This window comes from Martinezella sp. CNPSo 3795 (genome assembly GCF_057784475.1).
Window position 1 is genome coordinate 207,873 of sequence record NZ_JBXSOQ010000009.1, and the last position, 17,551, is coordinate 225,423.

17 protein-coding genes are annotated in these 17,551 nt (G+C 58.5%); 10 read left to right on the plus strand and 7 right to left on the minus strand.

Annotated features, from left to right (window positions below; translation table 11 throughout):
* Positions 1-111 precede the first annotated feature (111 nt).
* From AC13QY_RS23540 to AC13QY_RS23555, 4 genes are all read left to right on the plus strand, one after another.
* The gene (locus tag AC13QY_RS23540; RefSeq protein ID WP_113352653.1) at positions 112-966 is read left to right on the plus strand and encodes a WcbI family polysaccharide biosynthesis putative acetyltransferase; all 855 of its coding nucleotides are present in this window, start codon (positions 112-114) and stop codon (positions 964-966) included.
* Entirely contained in the window at positions 963-2,024 is a 1,062-nt protein-coding gene (locus AC13QY_RS23545; protein WP_113352654.1) for a GSCFA domain-containing protein, read from the plus strand. The genes AC13QY_RS23540 and AC13QY_RS23545 overlap by 4 nt, the downstream gene beginning before the upstream one ends.
* A gap of 108 nt (positions 2,025-2,132) precedes the next feature.
* A complete protein-coding gene (locus AC13QY_RS23550; protein WP_113352655.1) occupies positions 2,133-2,888 on the plus strand; it encodes an FkbM family methyltransferase in 756 nt (251 codons plus the stop codon).
* A gap of 262 nt (positions 2,889-3,150) precedes the next feature.
* Positions 3,151-4,773: an ABC-F family ATP-binding cassette domain-containing protein gene (locus tag AC13QY_RS23555; RefSeq protein ID WP_152094251.1), complete on the plus strand. Its 1,623-nt coding sequence runs from the start codon at positions 3,151-3,153 to the stop codon at positions 4,771-4,773.
* Between the two features lie 18 nt (positions 4,774-4,791).
* Here the strand turns inward: AC13QY_RS23555 and AC13QY_RS23560 are convergent, their stop codons facing one another.
* From AC13QY_RS23560 to AC13QY_RS23580, 5 genes are all read right to left on the minus strand, one after another.
* Entirely contained in the window at positions 4,792-5,805 is a 1,014-nt protein-coding gene (locus tag AC13QY_RS23560; protein WP_183812259.1) for an OmpA family protein, read from the minus strand.
* The gene (locus tag AC13QY_RS23565) at positions 5,799-6,731 is read right to left on the minus strand and encodes a hypothetical protein (protein ID WP_152094253.1); all 933 of its coding nucleotides are present in this window, start codon (positions 6,729-6,731) and stop codon (positions 5,799-5,801) included. Before AC13QY_RS23565 ends, AC13QY_RS23560 begins: the two co-directional genes overlap by 7 nt.
* Complete coding sequence (locus AC13QY_RS23570; RefSeq protein ID WP_113352658.1) at positions 6,731-7,549, minus strand: hypothetical protein; 819 nt, start codon at positions 7,547-7,549, stop codon at positions 6,731-6,733. Before AC13QY_RS23570 ends, AC13QY_RS23565 begins: the two co-directional genes overlap by 1 nt.
* Positions 7,527-8,975 carry a hypothetical protein gene (locus AC13QY_RS23575; RefSeq protein ID WP_152094254.1) on the minus strand — a complete coding sequence of 483 codons (1,449 nt, stop codon included), beginning with the start codon at positions 8,973-8,975 and terminating at the stop codon, positions 7,527-7,529. The genes AC13QY_RS23570 and AC13QY_RS23575 overlap by 23 nt, the downstream gene beginning before the upstream one ends.
* Before the next feature lie 191 nt (positions 8,976-9,166).
* Complete coding sequence (locus AC13QY_RS23580) at positions 9,167-11,080, minus strand: AfsR/SARP family transcriptional regulator (protein ID WP_152094255.1); 1,914 nt, start codon at positions 11,078-11,080, stop codon at positions 9,167-9,169.
* A 230-nt stretch (positions 11,081-11,310) separates the two neighbouring features.
* On the opposite strand from AC13QY_RS23580, the gene AC13QY_RS23585 reads away from it, so the two are divergent.
* The 6 genes from AC13QY_RS23585 (at position 11,311) to AC13QY_RS23610 (ending at position 14,732) form a co-directional block, all read left to right on the plus strand.
* Complete coding sequence (locus AC13QY_RS23585) at positions 11,311-12,327, plus strand: ketopantoate reductase family protein (protein WP_488493961.1); 1,017 nt, start codon at positions 11,311-11,313, stop codon at positions 12,325-12,327.
* Positions 12,328-12,507: 180 nt separating this feature from the next.
* On the plus strand, positions 12,508-12,735 hold the full coding sequence (locus tag AC13QY_RS23590; RefSeq protein WP_152094257.1) for a hypothetical protein: 228 nt from the start codon (positions 12,508-12,510) through the stop codon (positions 12,733-12,735).
* Between the two features lie 10 nt (positions 12,736-12,745).
* The gene (gene dapA, locus AC13QY_RS23595; RefSeq protein ID WP_152094258.1) at positions 12,746-13,687 is read left to right on the plus strand and encodes a 4-hydroxy-tetrahydrodipicolinate synthase; all 942 of its coding nucleotides are present in this window, start codon (positions 12,746-12,748) and stop codon (positions 13,685-13,687) included.
* 144 nt (positions 13,688-13,831) lie between these two features.
* Positions 13,832-14,026, plus strand: a complete 195-nt coding sequence (locus tag AC13QY_RS23600; protein ID WP_152094259.1) for a hypothetical protein — start codon at positions 13,832-13,834, stop codon at positions 14,024-14,026.
* Between the two features lie 32 nt (positions 14,027-14,058).
* Entirely contained in the window at positions 14,059-14,328 is a 270-nt protein-coding gene (locus AC13QY_RS23605) for a hypothetical protein (protein ID WP_113352664.1), read from the plus strand.
* Positions 14,329-14,423: 95 nt separating this feature from the next.
* Positions 14,424-14,732, plus strand: a complete 309-nt coding sequence (locus AC13QY_RS23610) for a DUF1883 domain-containing protein (RefSeq protein ID WP_113333532.1) — start codon at positions 14,424-14,426, stop codon at positions 14,730-14,732.
* 32 nt (positions 14,733-14,764) lie between these two features.
* Here the strand turns inward: AC13QY_RS23610 and AC13QY_RS23615 are convergent, their stop codons facing one another.
* Both AC13QY_RS23615 and AC13QY_RS23620 read right to left on the minus strand, forming a co-directional pair.
* Entirely contained in the window at positions 14,765-16,081 is a 1,317-nt protein-coding gene (locus tag AC13QY_RS23615) for a replication-associated recombination protein A (RefSeq protein WP_112341028.1), read from the minus strand.
* Positions 16,078-17,481, minus strand: a complete 1,404-nt coding sequence (locus AC13QY_RS23620; protein WP_113333533.1) for a DegQ family serine endoprotease — start codon at positions 17,479-17,481, stop codon at positions 16,078-16,080. Before AC13QY_RS23620 ends, AC13QY_RS23615 begins: the two co-directional genes overlap by 4 nt.
* Positions 17,482-17,551: the final 70 nt, after the last annotated feature.

Consider the following 17,551-nt stretch of genomic DNA (forward strand, 5'->3'; position numbering starts at 1 on the left):
ATGGGATCGTCAATGCGACATTGATCGAGACCTCAAAGATTTCACGACGTTTATCTAACGTATTTCAACATGATAGCGACCGCCTGAATGCGATCGCTTGGGATAGTTCTGATGGAAACATGGCTGCTAGTATCGAATTGCCAAACATTCGGTCTCGCGAATTCCTTGAAGCTTCTCGGCCCTCGCTTCCATATAGACGCGGTCGACATATGGGCGTTCAGAAAGAATATTGGAAAATATAAGGAGAAACTGTCCCAATATTTCAGGGTCATTATTCATCCGCAGTTTCGCGACATGGATTTCGACTTCGGTAGCGCTCAGAACCTCGACTTCATTCCCTCTATCAACTTCGATGCCTACCATCCTGATATCTGCTACGCCTTCTCGGACGGTCCGCTCGAGGGCCCCATGGGATCCTATCATTCCATGATCGTTCTGGCTTCATACGAAGCTGGCCTGAGCGTCGAAGCAACGCGCAAGCTCTTCAGACGTGATATCTTCGAGGCCTGCGGATTTTTCACGCGTTGGGAGCAAGAGCGGACGCAACTCTTTCGGCATTTTTCCGAACATGGCTTGGATATTTCATCGTCTTTCGTGCAATGGTCCCGCGGTGAGCCTTTCATGTATTCCGTCAATCATCCGAAGATCCGCTGTATCTACGATATTGCCCGAATATTCCTACGACGGTTAGGAGTCGATACCACCGACGGCGAAGTTCTGCCTGCCGATAATCTTCTGAACGGGCCGTGCTATCCCGTATATCCAGAGATTGCCGAGACGTTTGGTGCAGGGGGATCCTACCTTTTCAAATTGCCGAATGAATATCGCCTCATCTCGCTCGAGCAATTTATCGAATTCAGTTTCGCGATCTACTCGAGGCTCCCGCCCCGGTCGATCCTGGTCGAGCATGCGGTTCGCCCTCGATACGATAACGTCAAGGCAGTCATAGCGGAGGCAACTCGATGACAAATCCTTATGCGGCGATAGAAAGTTACCAGCTCTGGCGGCGCTCGATATCGCGCATCGAACCTCATCTTTTCGATCCAGTCGTCGATCCGAAATTCCGCATTAACAAGACGATGAAGATAGCTACGGCGGGCAGCTGCTTCGCTCAACATATTTCTCGTCAATTGCAGCGGATCGGATTCTATTATTTCGTAGCCGAAGATGGCAGAGGATTATCCGAAAACGAACGAATCCGGCGCAATTTCGGGGTCTTCTCGGCACGCTATGGCAATCTCTACACGGCCCGACAGCTGCTGCAATTATATGAAGAAGCTTTCGAGGGACGGGAGCTCTCTGAAGATTCATGGAAGCGGGCTGACGGGCGGTATGTGGATCCCTATCGGCCGCAGATAGAGCCTGACGGGTTCGAAACGGTCAAAGCGGTGAAAGATGCGCGGGTCGAACATCTTGCTGCCGTCCGCTCGGTTTTTACGAGGGCGGATGTGCTGGTCTTCACCCTTGGTCTTACCGAAGCATGGCGATCCAAGGTTGACGGCTCTGTATATCCTCTCGCGCCGGGCGTCGTAGCGGGCTCCTTTGATAGTAAGCGTCATGAGTTCGTCAATTTCGGTGTCACTGATGTTGAAGCCGATCTCCTCACTTTCCTGCGGAAGCTCAAGGCAAAGAGCCCGCACATCAAAGTGTTGCTGACAGTTTCCCCTGTACCGCTGATCGCTACGTATGAAAATAGAAACGTGCTCGTATCGACCACCTACAGCAAGTCTGTTCTAAGAGTCGTCGCTGATCAAATCGTTTCTCGCTTTGACTGGATTGATTACTTTCCCTCTTATGAAATCATTACTGGAAGCTACGCTGGCGGCCTTTACTACGAAGCCGACCATCGAGAGGTGAATTCACGTGGCGTCGCACATGCGATGCGTTGCTTCGTCAACAATTATACATCCGATCCGTCGCATCCAACGGACCAGCAGAACGCGGCGAGCCAGCCGATCACACCAGACCCCGTACGCCGGGACGTCATCTGCGACGAAGAGGCAATCGACGCAGTACGTGTATAACATAACTGAGCCTGCCTTGTTCTTTGGCAGCTATGCAAGGCTTGGCACATGGCGAAATCGGTTCGTCTTTGAATTGATGATTTCGATGCTGAACAGGGAGCCACTGATATGTCCGATGCCTTTGAATCCTTTATTGCCAGAGAGCGGTTCGTTGGGCCGCATAAGTTCGATGTCCATATTGAGGATGAGTTGGCGCGCCAGTGGTACAACTACCCCGATCAATGGCAGAGCGAACGGCAGTGGTGGGTTGACACCATCAAGCCGGGTTCAACGGTGCTCGAATGCGGCGCGCATCAGGGCCTTACAACAGTTATCCTTGCCCTCTGCACGGGACCAACGGGCGTGGTTCATGCTTGGGAGGCATCTCCCAGTAACGCAGCGATGATCGAGCGCAACGCAAAGCTGAACAATCTCCGCAATATTATAGTTCATCCGCGCGCAGCCGGAGACAGAGGTGGATTGCTCCCGGTCCAAGATAGCATGGGTTCATTCATGGTCCTGCCCTCGGACCAGGATCCACGTATGTCGACGAAAGTGGAAGTCGTTAGGCTTGACGATGATTATGATCATTCCAAAAAGGTCGACTTCCTGAAGATCGACGTGGATGGCGCCGAGCTGGAAGTTATGCTTGGGGCACAGCGAATCTTGTCTGATCGGCCCTTCATCAACCTTGAGCTGCACAACTTCCTTTTCGACGATCCGGCGAAAACAGTCTCCAAAATCGTCGAAATATTTCATGACCTGAAATACAGCTTCAAAGTAGACGCTTATGACGACAACTGCATCGTCGACGTCGGCACAACCCTCAATGTCTCTTGGCTGATGAGGTTTAAATTCGTGCAGCTGTTCTGCACACCCGTCTGAAATTTTCGCTTTGGCAGGTTCCACCGAAGGTATTTGGACGCACCGGAATATGTCTTGTTACCCGACTTATAGGAAGCGCCCAAGCTTGCCGCGGCGTGATCGTGCGATCTGCGACGTTCATGTCGCGTGCAACGACACCCGCGGCAATCGTTTACCAGGCAATTACATGACACCCTTTGGCCAATTCGCCGAAAACTTGCGACAGAGCGCCCCACCCATGGCATAAGGCCCCCGAAAAACTTTCTTTGGGCCTCGCGTAACCATGATTCGTATCGAAAATATCAGCAAGCAGAATAGCCATCGCATCCTCTTCATCGAGGCATCCGCGGCGCTCAACAGGGGCGAGAGCGTCGGTCTCGTCGGGCCGAACGGCGCAGGCAAGACGACGCTTTTCAGGATGATTACCGGCCAGGAGCAGCCCGACGAGGGGCAGGTTTCCGTCGATAAGGGCGTCACCATCGGTTATTTCAATCAGGATGTCGGTGAGATGGAGGGACGCAGTGCCGTCGCGGAAGTGATGGAGGGCGCCGGTCCCGTCAGCGCCGTTGCCGCCGAACTTCGCGAACTCGAAGCAGCAATGAGCGATCCGGACCAGGCCGACAGGATGGATGAGATCATCGAGCGCTATGGCGAAGTGCAGGCGCGCTATGAGGAACTCGATGGTTACGCGCTTGAGGGCCGCGCCCGTGAAGTGCTTGATGGCCTGAGCTTCAGCCAGGAGATGATGGACGGCAATGTCGGCGGGCTGTCTGGCGGCTGGAAGATGCGTGTGGCACTTGCCCGCATCCTCCTGATGCGCCCCGACGTCATGCTGCTTGACGAGCCGAGCAACCATCTCGATCTCGAAAGCCTGATCTGGCTCGAATCCTTCCTGAAGGGCTACGAAGGAGCGTTGCTGATGACCTCGCACGACCGCGAGTTCATGAACCGCATCGTCACCAAGATTATCGAAATCGATGGCGGCAATCTCACCAGCTATTCGGGCGACTATGAATTCTACGAGCAGCAGCGCGCGCAGAACGAGAAGCAGCAGCAGGCGCAGTTCGAGCGCCAGCAGGCGATGCTCGCCAAGGAAATCAAGTTCATCGAGCGCTTCAAGGCACGTGCCTCGCATGCCTCGCAGGTGCAGAGCCGCGTGAAGAAGCTGGAAAAGATCGATCGCGTCGAGCCGCCGAAGCGCCGACAGACCGTCGCCTTCGAATTCCAGCCGGCGCCGCGCTCGGGCGAAGACGTGGCCGTGCTGAAGAACGTCCACAAGAAGTATGGCAGCCGCACCATCTATGAAGGACTGGATTTCATGGTGCGACGCCGCGAGCGCTGGTGCATCATGGGCATCAACGGCGCCGGCAAATCCACACTCCTGAAGCTGGTTGCGGGCTCGACGCAGCCGGACGAGGGCAGCGTTGCGCTCGGCGCCAGCGTGAAAATGGGATATTTCGCCCAGCACGCCATGGATCTGCTGGATGGAGAGCGCACCGTGTTTCAGCAGCTCGAGCATGATTTTCCGCAGGCCGGTCAAGGCTCGCTGCGGGCGCTGGCCGGCTGCTTCGGCTTCTCTGGCGACGATATCGAAAAGAAATGCCGGGTGCTGTCGGGCGGCGAGAAGGCGCGGCTCGTGATGGCGATCATGCTCTTCGATCCGCCGAACCTGCTGGTGCTCGACGAGCCGACCAACCATCTCGATCTCGACACCAAGGAGATGCTGATCGAGGCGCTTTCGCAATATGAAGGCACGATGCTGTTCGTCTCGCACGACCGGCATTTCCTGGCGGCGCTCTCCAACCGGGTACTGGAGCTGACACCCGAAGGCATCCATCAATATCCCGGCGGCTACACGGAATATGTCGAGCGCACAGGTTACGAGGCACCCGGCCTCAGAAGCTGATGCCTTGCCGATTGGGCACTATTGCGTATTCACTGATGGGGCGGCACCGGCGTTGATGACGGCGACGGGCGTTGTCCTGCCGCGCACGCGGATTTCGATGCGGCGTCGTGCCTCGACGGCGCCGCTTTGGCCAGACGTGACGGTATCGCCGGGCAAGATCAGCTGTGCGGCGGACATCGGCAGGATAGTGGCGCTCTTCAGCTTCGGATTGGCCTTGAGCACATTGGCAACAGCAATGGCGCGGGCGAGGCCGAGGCCGGCATTGTCAGCCGGCAGCAGGGCGGAAACCGGCAGCTTGCCGTCCATCGCGCCGATGATCGTATCGTCGAGATTGGATTTTTCGCGCGCCACCGGTTGCTCGTCCGTGTGGCCGATCACTTCGACGATATTGGCGCCATAGAGGCTCAGATTGCTGGCGATTTCATCCGTGATGGTCGTGCTGAGGAGCTGGGAGAAGGTGCCCGTGAGTTCGGCGCTCCCCGACTGGAAATAGTTCTTCTTGGCATCGTCGAGATTGATGATGGGCGGCCAGTCGTGTGCGCCCTTCCCGCCCGCGTTGCCGGCCAAGAGCTTGTTGACCTCATCGGGTGCCGCCGCCAGCGAGACGCCATGTTCTTTTAGAACGGCGGCAACCTTGGAAAGCGATTGCAGATCGGCCGTTGTCGCCCCCTCATCCGCCATGCTGTCGAGTGTTTCTTTCGCCAGCACCAGTTCCCGCCATTGCTTGTCCACCACGGCCTTGTCGGCAGCGGAGAGATCGCCGGAGACGACCTTGGACTGGAGAAGCACGATCTCAGCCGCCTGCTCAGCTCGCTTCTTCTCCAGCGCAGCGACTTGCTGCTCGACCTTCTCAAGCTTCCGCTCGACCTCGTAGCGCTTGTTTCTCTCAGCGGAAATCATGGCGGCAGCCACGAGCAGCAGGCAGAAAACCAGAAGCAGCATGGATTCGGCCATCGTCAGGCCAAGGATGAGGCCACGATTATAGCCCTTGTGCTCCAGTTTCGGCTTGTTGTCCGAGCCTCCAGCTACCATAGATGCCACCAGCGTTTTCGCGGCACGGCCTCGGGCTCAGCCGCGATATCGCCATCGGGCTTCGGCAGCGGCGCTTGCCCCATCGCTTCGGCCACACGACCGAGCGCCAGCTCGATATTGCGCAATGGCTGTAATTGCGCCTCCGACATCTCCTTGATGGCGGCAATCGCTGGTGCCAGCTCGGCGCGTACGACGTCCTCCGGCGCGCGGATTTCCTCGAGCTTCTTGCCGACATTCTCGACGGCAGTACCGAATGTGCCGATGATCTCCGAAAGCTGCGATGTCGTCGTCGTCAACTGGGCGGCTGCGTCGTTGATCGGGGTTACCGCCTGCTTCGCCAGCAATTCCAGGATCTTGTTGATCTCCTGGCCATTGCGCTCGGCCTGCCGCGCGATCTCCTCGAACCCTTCCGACAGCATCTGATTGCTGACGCGGCGGTAATGGGAGAATTCGCGCGAGGAGGAATCGAGTTCCGTGCGGACACGCCGCGTCATCTCGGCAAGCTCATGGCGTACGCTGCGTTCGATGTCGATCGGATCGCGCCGCATCTGGTTGAAGAGGATGCGCAGCGTCACGCCGGCAATCGTCGAGGTAACCGCGATGCCGAAATTGCGGACGATGGTTTCGATCGATGTTTCCCCGGCAAAGAGATAGAGCGATACGCCGAGACTCGATAGGGTGAAGAGAAAACCCATGTAATAGAGGTTGTCGCCCGCCTGCTCATTGTGCAGCCGGAACCCGGCAACGGCCAGCGATACGATGAAGTAGATCCCCATCAACACCAGCGGCACGCCGGTCACGACAGGCAGTGACCAGCCCATGAGCTTCGACGACCAGATGAAAATCATGCCGCCAATGGTGATGGAGGCGAATAGCACCATCGGCCCATAATCCCGGACGAGATATCTGGCGTCGGTATTGGCCATCAGCGTATCCCCTCCAGCCGCACGAAGCCGCCAAAATCACCTTTGTTGTTCTTGATCCATTGCGCCCAGAAGTTCGCAAGATCCTCCATGCTGAACTTCATGTTGGGCCTTTGAAAGGCAAGGATCTTGACCGTGACACCGTCCAGTGACGTGCGGAAACGGTCATTTGCCGGGCTTTGCTGGTATTTCTGATAGGAGACCCCATCTCGATAATTCGAGAAGGCGGCCGTGTGCTCGATCATGTCGGAGGCAATGTAGAGCCGCTTCGAGATGCCGATCGGTGCATTTGCGAAAACCTCCAGATTGATCTTCTGAATGGCGGCCATGATCGGCGACAGTCGGCCGGACTCGCCCGCCGTCAGCTTGCCGGCGATATCGGCGAGCGGCTTCTGGAAACCCTTCTCCCATCGCGCCTGCGCCAGCCGCGGATTGCTGGTCCATTCGTCGACGTTCGCGCCACTTCCGGGATTGCAGCCATGGAAGGTCTGGATCAGCTCACCTTCCTTTTCGGTGAGCGCATAGATATCGATGGCGCCGCCGATCGGCACGTCCGCGACGATCTTCTGGAATTGGTTGCGCAGATCGAGCGCCGTCGTATCTGATATCGGATCGGTGACATCGAGCAGGATAGCCGTTTCCGCCTTCGGGCCATCCACGGGGCAGAGCGAGGCCTGGTCGACGGCGACATTGCCGCTTGCCTTGTAGCGCAGCCAACCATAGGCGCCGACGATCCCGAGGGACAGGACGGCGAGACAAACCGTTGCGATGATGAGACCGGCGGATCCGCCGCGCCGGCTACGCCGCTTGCGTCGCGCCAAGGATGCTCTCCGGGAAAAGATTATCGAGCTGATGGTATTTTTCGATGGCGCGCTCGAATTCGTCGCCGATCCGCTTGATCTGCTCCGAAAGCTCCGCTTGGGCGCTCTGGATACGCGAGCCCAGCACTTTGTCGTCCCATTCCTCTTCCGTGCGAATAACGGGCGTCAGGCGCTCCATCTTGTAAGCGGCTTTGAAGTATGACGGCTCCGGCTCGGTGCGCACGGCCCGGTTCGCATCGCGATAAGAGGTGAGCAGCACATTGGCGGCACGCTCGAGATGGTTCTGGTGTTCGGCAAAGAGGCCTGCGGTCCTGGCGCGATGCGCGATGATGGCAGCCGTTTCCTGCCGGCGCAGCGAGAGGTCGCGGATGATCTCCTCGATCTTGCTGTTGTGCTCGTCGCGGATCTCGCGAAGATCTTCGATCAGATCAAGCTTGCGGTCGATGTAGTTGTCTCTGGCCGCATCGAGACGCTTCTGGACGCCGGCAAAGCCGGGATAGGGGTCGGTGAGATAGCAGCCATCGATGAAGGCGACGAGCGAGAACATCAGACCAATGGCAAAGAGCATCCAGGAGTTCAGCTCCTGCAACCCGAGCGGTGCGGTCTTGAGCCGCTGGATCACCTCGGCACCGGCTCCGCTCAGGATCGTTGCAGAGACCTCGCGATAATGCGCTAGCGCGATATTGATGCCCAAAGCCACGGCGACATAGGCGACAAGCCCCAGCAGGCCGAGCAGCTTCAGCGCAAAGGAGCGATGCACCAGAAAACGGACGCAGAAGAAAGAGAACATCAATGCCGTGCCGATGTTCAGGAAGGCGAAGGCGGCCGCCTCGGTTACACCACCGACGAGACCCTGCTCGCTTCCTTTGGCGAGAAAACTGCCGTTCATCACCATTTCGATGAGCACGAGGAAGACGATCAGCGAGACCTTGAAGCCCCAGGCTGCCCTGCTTGAAACCTTGGCGGCCCGCTGCAGCTTATGTCTGGCCTTGAAGCCCACCATTTCATCCTCGGCCGTCTTCAGCTTGCGGCGCAGGCCATGAAGCTCGTCCACGCCGCTTGCCACTTCCGCCTTGAAATCCGAAACGCTTGATGCGTTCGCCTGGCGGATCAGTCCGAACTGGCCCTCGAAATCGAGGTTGCGCAAGCGGCTGTCAAAAGTCTGGAACTGATCTTCGAGGATTTGGTAGGAGCTTTTCTTTTCCGCCTCGACCCAGGCGATGATGCGCTGCTCCGTCTCGTCATGCGATTGCGCATCCGGCGGCGGCCGGTTCTGACGCCCGGCAGCGGCACCCTTTTCCTTCAGGTCGAGAGTCGTGCCCAGCTTTTCGATATCGACGACGGGAAACACATCCGTCGAGGCACGGAAATCATGGCTGGTCTCCCGAACGCTATCCCAGAGACGGTTGAGGGCTTCGAAACGCAACGATCTTCCCCGGCGAATTCATCAACTTAGAAAGGACAATTAACAAATCGATACCGCACCGGTTGTCCACGGTCCAGAGCGATATGGCAGAGGTTAGGATGCGATTGTGGTAAAGACTAGCCCGACCCCGTGTCGATCGGAAAACACTGACGTGAGTAAGGACGACACTTTCATCCGATGGCGGACTGCTGCTATGCCATGGTCACGTTCGGGATTGCCTTCCAGAAACCTGCCCGGCGCAGCCCTTCCCGATAGATGTCACGCTGCCATTGCTCCTTGAACGGCACGACGGAAAGCCATCGATCAACATCGAAATCCGGGTTGGTTCTTTGGACGCGCCGAACGAAAAAGCCTGCCTTTTCCTCATGCCCGAGCATCGCCCAGCTGGCCGCGGAAATCCTGTCCGCCAGGCGTGCATTCGCCATTCGGCCAATATAATCGAGGGCAGCTTCGAAGCGACCGAGCGTATAGCTCGCCACGGAAGCAGTCCAAAGATAGGTATCGGGGCTTACCGGATTGAGCGCCATGGCGCTTTCAATCTTCGTCAGCGCCAGATCCGGCCGGGACGCATGAAGCAAAGCCTCTGCATGGTCGGCAATGATGCCGGCATGGCCCGGATTAAGGGCTTCAGCCAGTTTCAAGGCCTCGATGCTCTCCTCACTCGCCTTCCGGAAGACCTTCGTCATGCCAAGCTCGCGATAGCCGTCGGCGATATCGCGCCGCGCTGCGATGGCCTGCATCGCATAGCTTTCCGCCTCGTCCAGCAAGGCCGCATCGCCACCGAAGGTCAGTACCCATTCTTTGGAGTAGGTGCGGGCCATTGAGCTCAAGGCAGGCGCGAAGTGGCCGCCGATGCGCAGCGCCATCTCAAGCTCCCCACGCGCCCTCTGCAGATCGGGTACGGAGAGGCGCTCGATGTAACGCTTGCCGGCGAGATAGCGCTGATAGGCCGCTGGATTTTCCTCGAAATGCGACCTCATCATCTCCCGCCTTTCGATCTGCCCTGCAAGCGACAGCACGATATGACGTGCGACCGCCTGTCTCCGCTCTTCGGGCGAGGATTGTCCGAGGCTGGTGCGCTCGGCCCAGATGATTTCATCGCTTGCGGCGTCGACCAGTTGCGAAAACAGCAGCGGTCCGTTGTCGCGAAGGCTAAGCCGCATCTCGAGAAGGTAGGAGCGATCCCATTGGTCGAAAGTTGCAACGGCACGTTCCCCAGCCCTGCCAACCCGGACCGCCGTGTAACGATCCGCAATCTGAAGACTGTCCAGCGCGCAGAAACCGATTGTGATATCGTTCACGAGGGATGAGGCATCATAATCTTTCCCTTGACCCTCCGTGGAAGGCAGGAGCAGGAGGGGTATCTTCACCCTCGCTCGCGCAGCTGAAATCCGTTCATGGTGGGCATCCCCGGCTCGAATTTCCGAAGCATAATCCCGCTGCGCCGACCATGAGGCCAGCAGCGCGGCACGCTGCGCGAAAATCTGCCTGAAGTGCTCCACCTCACCTTCCGCATCGAATATCCGCAACAGGATGCGATGAATATCGCGATCTTCGGGATCTATACCAAAGACCAGGAGTGCCGCCTCTCTCACCAGAGCGACATCCGCCATACCATTGGCTTCGGCGGCAGCGGCATTCAGCGCCGCCTTCAGTGCCGACAGATGCCTGCCGCTTTGCGCCTCCCGCCAATGAAAGAAAACCGCGCTCTGGCAATCGGTGCCCTGCAGGAATTCCGCCGCGAGCGTCCTCACCAGCGATTGCAATCTTACAAAGATCGGTCTGCCATCATCCGTGCGCGCGAACCAGAGATCGGAGGTGGTTGGAGGCGCGTCGAGTTCGACGGCTGTCTCGCTGAAACGCAGAAATGATCTCCCGAGTGCTTCCTGACGAACCCTGACACGCGAAACCAGCTTGCGCAGATTGACCTGCGCACTGCCATTGTCGTCTCCCCACAAAAACCGGGCGATCGCGCTGCGCGACGCGCGCGACGTTGGTTCCAGCATCAGATAGACCAGGATCAACAGACCCTTTTCGGGAAAGGCGACCTCGTGACCATCGCCGTCCAAAAGCTTCAAACCGCCAAATGTATGGAGTGAAAACATAATCTGTTCACAAAATCCGGGTGAAGCAGCGACGGCTGAGAAGGTATTTCCTTTACCTGTTAACCCCATTCGCGCTCGGACGAGTATGGTGAAATTTCGATAAGGCTGTAGTGTGTCGGAAGGTCTGGCGATTTTCAATTCCAATTGCCGACAATCTGATAAACCACTCGCTAAATCACGGGCACGCCATATCTTGGCAGAGCATGCGACTTCATTCGGAGCATCAAATCATGACGCCCTCTCCCTTCAAGAATATCTGTGTCTACGGCGCCGGCGCACTCGGCGGGGCGATCGCGGCCAAGCTCGCCTCCTCCCATGAGGGCCAGACAAAGGTTTCCGTCGTAGCGCGCGGAGCCCATCTGGAGGCCATTCGCGCCGGCGGCATAAGCCTGTGGGAAGCCGATGCGGATAGTCCCCTCGTCGCGCAGATGACCGCAACGGCCGATGCTGGCGAACTTCCGCCGCAGGATCTTGTCATCACCGGCCTCAAAGGCCATCAGCTTGCCGCAGCTGTCCCCGGCATTGCGAAACTGCTGCATTCGGGCACCCGCGTCGTCATGATCCTCAACGGCGTTCCATGGTGGTATTTCCACCGGGACCGTCAAAGCGGCCATGCCGAGTACCAGATGGAAGAGCTTGATCCGAACGGCGATCTCTGGCGCCTGATCGGGCCGGAGCGCGTCATCGGCTGCGTTGCCTATCAGGGAGCGGAAGTCGTCGCAGCCGGCGAGGTCAAGCTCGCCAACAACGGACATTTCATTCTTGGCGAACCTTCCGGCGAGACGACGGGCGATATCGAAGCCATCGCAGCACTGCTGCAGCGGGCCGGCGTCAATGTCACGATTTCCTCGCGCATACGCGACGATATCTGGAGCAAGCTCATGGGCAACGCCGCCTTCAATCCGATCAGTGCGCTGACCCGCGGTTTGATGTCCGATATCATGGACGATCCCGCGCTCGCGACCATGGTCGGTCAGGTGATGAGCGAGGTAAAAGCCGTTGCCGAGGCTTTGGGATCGAACATCGCCATGTCCGTGGAGGAACGTCTTGAGCGTTCCCGTCAGATCGGACCCGTACGCACCTCGATGCTGCAGGATCTTCTTGCCGGCAAGGCGCTGGAAATCACGCCTCTCGTTGGTGTGGTCGTTTCGCTCGGAAAGCTCGTAAATGTGCCGACACCGGTCTCGGCGACGATCCTGGCGCTGGTGACGCAGCTCGACCGCAAGAACCGGCAAGGCGCCGAGTAAGCGGCGGCAGACTACACCAGATAATTTTTCGATGCTCCGGCAGCGGTCCACAGGCCAGTCTCCGGAGGAACTCCGGGCATGTCGGTTCTTTATATTTCACTTACGCCTTCGTCCTTGGCCCCGAATGGATTTCCTATGGGAGCCGGCGTTACGCTCACGGTGGAATATGGAGACAATCCCATGCTCGACACGCACGCCCCCAATCTTACGGAATCCATCCGCGTCCTCGTTCATAACAGCGACGAGAAGCATCATCGTGTTGCGGCATCGGCAGCAACAACGAAAAGATCACGCAAGCGCCCGCTTCATTCGCGCCAGGTCCGGGAAAAGCGCACCTTTCAGGCGATGTTCGCCTTCGGGCTGCTGCTCGGCGCCCTCGAGCTGTACATCGTGCTGCATTACCTCTGAGATTTCACAGATGAGTAGACCGACTTTTCGAAGGCGCATCGGCGGTGCGATCACCGCCCTTGTCACGCCTTTCCGCGACGGCGTTTTCGATGGCGTCGACATGATGGCCCATATCGAGTGGCAGCTGCTAAGCGGGATCGATGGGCTTCTCGTCTGTTCGCTGATTGGCGAAGGCCCGACGTTGACTGAGGCCGAGCGCATTCGTGCCATCGAAATCTGCATCGAACTTTCGGAAGACAAGGTGCCCGTCATCGTCGCGACCGGAACCAACGACACGAAGACGACCCTGGAGGAAACGATACAGGCACAGCGCCTTGGCGCCGATGCGGCCTTCGTGACGGTCCCCTATTATTCCAAGCCGACGCAGAAGGGGATCATCCATCATTTCGAGCAGCTGACGGCGCAGACCGAGCTGCCCATCATCGTGCATAACCAGCCATCGCATACCGCAGTCGATCTCGCTCCCGCAACCGTCGCGCGGTTCGCCGAAATTCGAGGGATTATCGGGATCGCCGATAGCAGTAGCGACATCTCGCGCGTCGACCTCTGGCGCCCCCTTCTGCCGGAGCGGTTCGGCCTGTTTACCTCGAATGACGCCAGCGCATTCGGCTTTACGGCCGCAGGCGGTCATGGCTGCTTCTCGGGTGCGGCCAATATCGTTCCGCGGCTCTTTCAATCGATGCAGCATTCGGCTGCCTGCGGCAATGTCGGCGCGGCACAATCCATCGACGAGCGGTTGCAGCCATTGTTCAGCGCGCTCGCCCGCGAAAGCGAGCCGGCGACGGTCAAGCACGCCCTGTCACTGGTGAGAGATATCGAGGCGGAGGTTCGCCTGCCATTGATCGGCGTCGGCATAGAGACGGCTGCGGCCATCCAGGCGGCAATCACCCCGTTTCAACTCGACGGCAGTGGCCGGTTTGCCTCGCGTCATGGCTATCGCCTAGGATTGTGAAATCGCCTCATCCCTATGAGATTTTTATATTTTTGCCATTTCAGGCAAATGGAAAACCTAGCAACTCCCCCATAGATTCAACAGCGTAGCACCGGAAATGGTCTTATCGGACCCATGGTGCTGGTGACACTGAAAGGAACTATGATGTCACGCTACAGGCATGTCGGCCTATCCGCCGACCCTCTCCAACGCCTTCGTGCCGCCGTGTTTGCGCGCAACGAGCGGCTCTTCTCTTCGGACGCATTGCTGGACGGAATTCGCTCCGTCGCTCCGCGCCTCGGACTTGTCCTTCTGATCGCTGCCGCTCTGCAAATGGCGCTGTATCTGACCGGACACTGAGTGAAATCGAAGAGATCCAAGAGGAAATAACAATGGCAAACGCACAGCATATTCAGCGGCGCTCGGCTCACAGCACGATTTCCCCGGCTCCGGCCCGCTTCATCATCGGCCGCGACCGCCGCGGCAGCTGGATCGTTCAGGACCGGCAAGGCCTTGTCGGCGGCCTGTTCCGCAATGAAGCAGCTGCCCTGCACTTCGCAGCTGAAGAATGCAACCACAATCCGGCTGATATCTGCCTGGCGCCCGAAGGTGCTGTCCTCGATCTGGACAGCTTCGTCCAAGCCGCTTCCAATCTGCACTGAATTGACCCTTGGCAGGCTTCGACAGCATCTCGCCCAACGCTTCCTTAACCGCCCTTAGGTAAGCTTTCGGCCAGATATCCAAAGAACAGAAAGCCATGTCGAAGCCTGCCTTCCGCTACAGCCACTACGATCTCGGGGAACAGCGCGCCGGAACGGTGATCGAAATCACGCTCTCGGCCGTTGCCAATGTCAGGCTGATGAACGGCTCGAATTTCGAGCGCTTCACCGAAACGCTGAAGCATCAGTTTCTCGGCGGTGTCGCCAAGAAATCGCCGATACGGCTGGTCATTCCGGAGGCCGGCCATTGGCATCTGGTGGTCGATATGGAAGGTCATAAGAGCCTGGCGGAATCGAGCGTCAAAATGGTGGACAGGGTAACCGTTCCACGCATGCAAAAAGCATAGCGGCAATCCGTCACCGTCAGGTGATATATGGACTAGCGTTCACCGCGTTCCTTGCGCAGCTTCGACCACCAGTCCAGCCGCTTGCGGATCTCACGCTCGAAACCCCGCTCCGGCGGATCGTAGAAGGTCTGGCGACCCATCTTCTCCGGAAAGTAATTCTGGCCTGAAAAGGCATCTGGCTCGTCGTGATCGTAGCGATAACCATCGCCATAGCCTTCGGTACGCATCAGCTTGGTCGGTGCATTGAGGATATGCTTGGGCGGCAGCAGCGAGCCGTTCTGCTTGGCGGCCTGGGTCGCGGCCTTGAAGGCCGTGTAGACGGCATTGGATTTCGGGGCGGTGGCGAGATAGACGCAGGCCTGGGCCAGCGCCAGCTCACCTTCCGGCGACCCCAGATAATCATAGGCGTCCTTGGCAGCATTGCAGATGACAAGCGCCTGCGGATCGGCAAGACCGATATCCTCCACCGCCATGCGCACCAGTCGGCGTCCAAGATAGAGCGGATCCTCGCCGGCATCGAACATACGGGCGAGATAGTAGAGAGCGGCATCGGGGTCGGAACCGCGGACAGATTTATGCAACGCCGATATCAGATTGTAGTGACCGTCCTGCGCCTTGTCATAGACGGGCGCGCGGCGCTGGACAATTTTGACCAGCATGTCGGGATCGAAAAGCTCGTCCTTGCGGGCAGCACGCCAGACTTCTTCCGCCAGCGTCAGCACCGAGCGGCCATCGCCGTCGGCCATGCGGATCAGGCTGGCGCGAGCATCCTCCGTCAGCGGCAGCGGCTTGCCTTCCACCGTTTCGGCGCGGCGCAGCAGTTCTTCCAGGCTTTCCTCATCATGCGAACGGAAGGTCAGAACGCGGGCCCGGGAAAGAAGAGCCGCGTTGAGTTCGAAAGACGGATTTTCCGTGGTTGCGCCAACGAGAATGACGGTGCCGTCTTCCATAACGGGCAAGAAGCTATCCTGTTGGGCGCGATTGAAGCGATGGATCTCGTCAACGAACAGCAGGGTCTGGCGGCCATCCATGCGGCGCAGCCTTGCCGCCTCGAACACCTTCTTCAGATCGGCAACGCCGGAGAAGATCGCCGAAATCTGTTCGAAGGCGAGACCCGCCTCGCCCGAAAGCAGTCTTGCAACGGTCGTCTTGCCGGTGCCTGGCGGCCCCCAGAAGATCATCGATCCCAGCGAGCCCGCCTCGATCATCCGGCGCAATACGCCGTCCTCGCCCGTCAGATGTGCCTGACCGGTGACTTCGGCCAATGTTTGCGGCCGCAGACGGTCGGCGAGAGGCCGCTTATTGGCGACCTCCTCCGGTATCCGCGGTGCAAACAGGTCATCGCTCATCGGAAGAACTGCCTGATACGCTGGCCGTCGCGCTCGATCTCGACGCGCCAGAAGCTGGGGTTTGACGTGACGGTCTTCTGAAGGATTTCCGTCGTGTTGATCGCCACCCCATTTATGGAAATGACGATATCGCGGGCGGCAAATCCAAGCCGGTCGGCCGGCGAATTCGGCTTCAGGCTTTCGATGACGACACCCGTGGAATCCGGCGGCATATGCAGGTCATCGGCAACGCGCGGTGAAAGATTGGCAACGGTCGCGCCGGAGAAAGGATTGTTACCCTCGATCACCCGCTCGTCGCGCGGCGTGGATTCGGGGGCGGCGGCGAGCGTCATCGTGGCCTGATGCTCCTTCCCATTGTCGAGCACCGTCAATGCCACTGTCGCACCAAGGCCAGCCGTCGTCAGGCGATAGCCTAGCGCATCGGGATGCTCGATTGAAATGTTATTCAGCGCCGTGATCACCTCACCGGGCTTCAGGCCCGCCTTGGCCGCCGGACCGCCATCGACGACCTTGGTCACCAGCGCACCGCGCACCTTGTCAAGGCCGAGTGCTTCGGCAACATCGGATGTCACCGGCTCGAAGGAGGCGCCGATATAGGGCCGCTCGAAAGACTTGTCGCCACGATCGGCGGCGGCGAGGAAGACCTTGACCAGATTGGCGGGGATGGCGAAGCCGATACCATTGGAGCCGCCGCCCTGGGAGAAGATCGCCGTATTCAGCCCGATCAGCTCGCCGGTCATGTTGACGAGCGCGCCGCCCGAATTGCCGGGGTTGATCGAAGCGTCGGTCTGAATGAAGAAGCCGACCTCGTTCTTGACCTGATTGCGGGCAAGGGCCGAAACGATGCCGCTCGTTACCGTCTGTCCCACGCCGAAGGGATTGCCGATGGCGAGCACGAGATCGCCGACCTCGATGCCATCGGAATTGCCGAGCGGCAGAACCGGGAAAGTCTCATTCTTCGACTGGATCTTCAGGACGGCGAGGTCCACACGATCGTCCTTCAGCACGACCTTGCAGGGAAATTCGCGGCCGTCCGAAAGCGCGATCTTGATGTCGTCAGCGCCGTCGACAACGTGGTTATTGGTGATGACGGTGCCATTTGCCTCCACGATGACGCCGGAGCCCAGCGACGACTGCTTCTCGGTGCGATTCGGCATGCGCTGTCCGAAGAATTGCTCGAAGAAGGGATCGCCGGCAAAGGGGGACTGACGCTGCACGACACGCTCGGCATAGACGTTCACGACAGCGCCCGCCGTCTGTTTGACCAGCGGGGCGAAGGAAAGCTGCATCTGAGTCTGGCTTTGCGGCAGCGTCTTCGCTGTCTGAGCCTCAGCGGAAAGCGGCATCGCCATGACGAGGGCAATCATCGAAACGGCAGTGCGCTTTAGGAGGAGGTGCATGAAATTTCCCTTTTTAATTCTCTTTAAACAACGTTGTAGCGCCCGAAGCTAGAAAGAAAAGGGGGCGGAA